The following is a 4,768-nucleotide window of genomic DNA, read 5'->3' as shown; positions in this document are numbered from 1 at the left end:
GGTGATGCTGTATACCTCCGGGACCACGGGTAAGCCGAAGGGGGTCTGCCAGACCCACTCGGCATTCATTGCTGCGGCCAAGGGGGGCATCCTCTTCGACAAGCTCACCGACCAGGAAGACATCCTGTCCTACCTGCCGATGGCCTGGGTGGGGGATCATCTCTTTTCCTATGCCCAGGCCATGGTGGCCGGCTTCACCATCAACTGTCCGGAATCCGGAGAGACAGTGATGGGCGATCTGCGGGAGATTGGTCCCACTTACTATTTTGCGCCGCCTCGCGTTTTCGAGAACCTGCTCACCCAGGTGATGATCCGCATGGAGGATGCAGGCAGCTTCAAGCGCAAGGTCTTCCAGCACTTCATGAACGTGGCCAGGCGTTGTGGCGCGGACCTCCTGGACGGCAAGTCCGTGTCCGCCGGCGATCGCTTCCAGTACTGGCTGGGCAGCCTGCTGGTGTATGGACCACTGAAGAACGTGCTCGGCATGAGCCGCATCCGGGTGGCCTACACCGCCGGCGCGGCCATCGGGCCGGATCTGTTCCGTTTCTATCGCTCCATCGGCATCAACCTCAAGCAGCTTTACGGCCAGACCGAAACCTGTGCCTACGTGTGCCTGCAGCCGGATGGCCAGATCAAGCTCGACTCGGTCGGCACCCCCGCTCCCAGCGTTGAGGTCAAGCTGGCGGACAATGGTGAGATCCTGGTCAAGGGGCCGATGCTGCTGAAGGACTACTACAAGCGCCCCGAGGCCACGGCCGAGTCGATCAATGCCGGGGGCTATTTCATGACCGGCGATGCGGGTTTCTTCGACGAGGATGGTCACCTGAAGATCATCGACCGGGCCAAGGATGTGGGCAAGCTGACCAACGGCGGGATGTTTGCCCCCAACTACATCGAGAACAAGCTCAAGTTCTTCCAGCACATCAAGGAAGTGGTGTGCTTCGGCAACGGCCGGGATTTCGTCACCGCCTTCGTCAATATCGACCTGGAAGCCGTGGGCAACTGGGCCGAGCGCAAGGGCATGGCCTATGCCGGCTACACCGACCTGGCCAGTCAGGCCGCAGTGTATGAGCTGATCCGGGAGTGTGTGGAGCAGGTCAATGCCGACCTGGCCACCGACCCCAGGATGAGCGAGTCCCAGATCAAGCGCTTTCTGGTGCTGCACAAGGAGCTGGACGCCGACGATGGCGAACTGACCCGCACCCGCAAGGTGCGCCGCAACTTTGTGGCCGAGAAGTACGAGGTGCTGATCGACGCCCTCTACGCCGGCCGCAAGGAGCAGTTCATCGAAACCCAGGTGACCTACGAGGATGGCCGCACCAACCAGGTGGCTGCCAACCTGCGCATCGAGGACGCCCGGACCTTCCCGCCCCAGGCGCGGAAGGCCGCCTGAGGAGACTGACCCATGGCCAGACAGATTGGCGACGTGATCGTCGACCTCCAGAACATCTCCCTGCGCTTCGGCGGCGTGAAGGCGCTGACCGACATCAGCTTCAACGTCAGGGAGCACGAGATCCGCTCGATCATCGGCCCCAACGGCGCCGGCAAGAGCTCGATGCTCAACGTCATCAATGGGGTGTATCACCCGCAGGAAGGACAGATCTTCTTCAAGGGGGCCCTGCGCAAGAAGATGGAGCCCCACGAGGCCGCCGAGCAGGGCATCGCCCGCACCTTCCAGAACATCGCCCTGTTCAAGGGCATGACCGTGCTCGACAACATCATGACCGGGCGCAACCTCAAGATGAAGTGCAACTTCCTCCAGCATGCCCTCTATTGGGGGGCGGCCCAGAAGGAAGAGATCGCGCACCGCATCAAGGTCGAGGAGGTCATCGAGTTCCTCGAGATCCAGGACATCCGCAAGACACCGGTGGGGCGCCTGCCCTACGGCCTGCAGAAGCGGGTCGAGCTGGCCCGGGCGCTGGCCGCCGAGCCCCACATCCTGCTGCTGGACGAGCCGATGGCGGGCATGAACGTGGAAGAGAAACAGGACATGTGCCGCTTCATTCTCGACGTGAATGACCACTACGGCACCACCATCGTGCTGATCGAGCACGACATGGGGGTGGTGATGGACATCTCGGACCGGGTCGTGGTGCTCGACTACGGCAAGAAGATCGGCGACGGCGAGCCGGACGAGGTCAAGAACAATCCGGAGGTCATCAAGGCCTACCTGGGCACCTCGCACTAAGGGGAGACAGCGATGCAATTCTTCATCGAAGTACTGGTCGGCGGGCTGCTCTCGGGGGTGATGTATGCCCTCGTGGCCCTCGGCTTCGTGCTGATTTACAAGGCCTCGGGCGTTTTCAACTTTGCCCAGGGGGCGATGGTGTTCTTCGCCGCGCTGACCTTCGTCGGCTTCCAGGAGGTCCTGCCCGGCTGGTTGGGACTGGAGGCGGACAGCGGCGTGGTGTTCTGGCTGGCTTTCCTGCTGGCCTTCATCGCGATGATCGTGCTCGGGATTGCCACCGAGCGGATCGTGTTGCGCCCGCTGGTCAATCAGCCCCACATCACCCTGTTCATGGCCACCATCGGCCTGACCTATGTGGTGGAAGGGATTGCCCAGATGGCCTGGGGCGCCAACGTGCGCGGGCTGGACCTGGGCATCGTGGACGAGCCTATCGCCTGGCTGATGGACAACTACGAGATCGGCGTGTCCAAGTTCGACCTCTTCGCCGCGGGCATGGCCGCATCCCTGGTGGCCCTGCTGGCGATCCTGTTCCAGTACACCAAGGTCGGCCGTGCCCTGCGCGCGGTGGCGGATGACCACCAGGCGGCTCTCTCCATCGGCATCCCGCTGCAGACCATCTGGCGGGTGGTGTGGGCCGTGGCCGGTTTCGTGGCGCTGGTGGCCGGGATGATCTGGGGCGCCCGCAACGGCGTCCAGTTCGCCCTCACCTTCACGGCCCTGAAGGCCCTGCCGGTCCTGATTCTCGGTGGTTTCACCTCTGTGCCAGGGGCGATTGTCGGTGGTCTGATCATCGGTGCCTCCGAGAAGCTGGCCGAGGTGTATGTGGGCCCCTTTGTCGGTGGCGGCATCGAGGGCTGGTTCCCTTACATGCTGGCCCTGGCCTTCCTCCTCGTCCGCCCCGAAGGGCTGTTCGGCGAGAAGCACATCGACCGGGTCTGAGGTTTTTTTGGTGAGGCCTGAGGAGAGAGGTGGGAGGGGAGCTGCGCTGATCACCAGCGTCCTCCGGCCCCCTCACGCCTCACACCTCTCCGTGACGAAGGAGTAACAACGATGTTTTACCGTGAAGCCGGCCAGTTCAAGGCCAGTTACGCCGAAGATTCCCAGATTTTCCCGATCCGGCAGGACAAGATCGGGTTCTGGGTCCTCATGCTGGTGTTCGGCGTGGCCGTGCCCCTGTTGACCAATGAGTACTGGTTGAAGGCCATCCTGATTCCGGTGCTGATCTTTTCCCTGGCCGCGATCGGCCTCAACATCCTGACAGGCTATGCCGGCCAGCTTTCCCTCGGATCGGCTGCTTTCATGGCCGTCGGTGCCTTTGCCGCCTACAACTTCATCCTGCGCGTCGAGGGCATGCCCTTCCTGGTGGCGCTGGTGCTGGCGGGCGGTACGGCGGCGGCGGTGGGCATCCTGTTCGGCCTGCCCAGCCTTCGGATCAAGGGCTTTTACCTGGCGGTGGCCACGCTGGCGGCCCAGTTCTTCATCGTCTGGGCCTTGGTCAAGTTCCCCTGGTTCTCCAACTACTCCTCGTCCGGCGTGGTGACTGCCCAGGAAGTGACCATCCTCGGCTACACCTTCTCCAGCCCGGAAGCCAAGTATGTGCTGACCTTCCTGATCGTCGCCTTCATGGCGCTGCTGGCCAAGAATCTGGTGCGCTCCTCTACCGGCAGGGCCTGGATGGCCGTGCGGGACATGGATGTGGCGGCCCAGGTGATCGGCTTCCGCCTGATGCGCACCAAGCTGCTGGCCTTCGCGGTGAGTTCCTTCTACTGCGGGGTGGCGGGCGCCCTGTATGCCTACACCTACATCGGCACGGTCGAGCCGGAGGGCTTCAACCTGGACCTGTCTTTCAAGATCCTGTTCATGATCATCATCGGCGGGGTGGGTTCGATCATGGGCTCCTTCCTGGGGGCCGCTTTCATCGTGCTGCTGCCGATCTTCCTGGACAATGTGGTGCCGCTGGTCTTCGGGGATGCCCTGGGTGCGGGGTTCGTGTCCAACTTTCAGCTGATCGTCTTCGGCGGCCTGATCATCTTCTTCCTGATCGTCGAGCCCCACGGCCTGGCCCGTCTGTGGCAGATCGCCAAGGAGAAGCTGCGTCTCTGGCCTTTCCCCCACTAATTCTGAAGCGAACCGGGCGGCCCTGCCGCCTACGCGAGTTCCACCCAAACATATAACGAGGAGACAAAAACATGAAACTCAAGAAAACCGTCCTGCTCGGCGCTGTCATCGCCGGCCTCCTGGGTTCCTCCCTGGCCAGTGCCAGCGAGGAGCAGTTTGTCGGTCTGCCGAGTTATCGCGTGGGTCCCTATGCGGCCGGTGGCTCCGGCCTGTTCGGCGGCTGGATCGATTACATGCAGCTCATCAACGAGCGCGACGGCGGCGTCAATGGCGTCAAGCTGACCTGGGAAGAGTGCGAGACCGAGTACAACAACGCCCGCGGCGTGGAGTGCTATGAGCGCCTCAAGAAGAAGGGCAGCACCGGCAACAGCGTGTTCCAGCCGGTGTCCACCGGCATCACCTACTCGGTGCTCGACAAGGTCGCCCAGGACAAGATCCCGATGGTCACCATCGGCTACGGCC

The 4,768-nt window shown here is 62.7% G+C and carries 5 protein-coding genes; all 5 read left to right on the top strand.

What is annotated here, in order from left to right:
• A partial coding sequence (locus PHD22_RS16290; protein ID WP_299869299.1) for an AMP-binding protein occupies positions 1-1,393 on the top strand: 1,393 nt, incomplete at its 5' end.
• 12 nt (positions 1,394-1,405) lie between these two features.
• On the top strand, positions 1,406-2,188 hold the full coding sequence (locus PHD22_RS16285) for an ABC transporter ATP-binding protein (RefSeq protein WP_299869296.1): 783 nt from the start codon (positions 1,406-1,408) through the stop codon (positions 2,186-2,188).
• A 12-nt stretch (positions 2,189-2,200) separates the two neighbouring features.
• Positions 2,201-3,127, top strand: coding sequence for a branched-chain amino acid ABC transporter permease (locus tag PHD22_RS16280; protein ID WP_299869293.1), 927 nt, complete (start codon positions 2,201-2,203; stop codon positions 3,125-3,127).
• Between the two features lie 111 nt (positions 3,128-3,238).
• Positions 3,239-4,306, top strand: coding sequence for a branched-chain amino acid ABC transporter permease (locus PHD22_RS16275; protein ID WP_299869290.1), 1,068 nt, complete (start codon positions 3,239-3,241; stop codon positions 4,304-4,306).
• 71 nt (positions 4,307-4,377) lie between these two features.
• The coding region (locus tag PHD22_RS16270; RefSeq protein ID WP_299869287.1) for an ABC transporter substrate-binding protein at positions 4,378-4,768 on the top strand (391 nt) is incomplete at its 3' end.

It is taken from the genome of Zoogloea sp. (assembly GCF_028693495.1).
Taxonomy (GTDB): Bacteria; Pseudomonadota; Gammaproteobacteria; order Burkholderiales; family Rhodocyclaceae; genus Zoogloea.
This window is presented reverse-complemented; position numbering and strand designations above follow the sequence as displayed.

Bases quoted from the DNA above. Each gene is read 5' to 3' on its own strand.
- PHD22_RS16285 (WP_299869296.1), top strand. From the start codon at position 1,406: ATGGCCAGACAGATTGGCGACGTGATCGTCGACCTCCAGAACATCTCC.
- PHD22_RS16280 (WP_299869293.1), top strand. From the start codon at position 2,201: ATGCAATTCTTCATCGAAGTACTGGTCGGCGGGCTGCTCTCGGGGGTG.
- PHD22_RS16275 (WP_299869290.1), top strand. From the start codon at position 3,239: ATGTTTTACCGTGAAGCCGGCCAGTTCAAGGCCAGTTACGCCGAAGAT.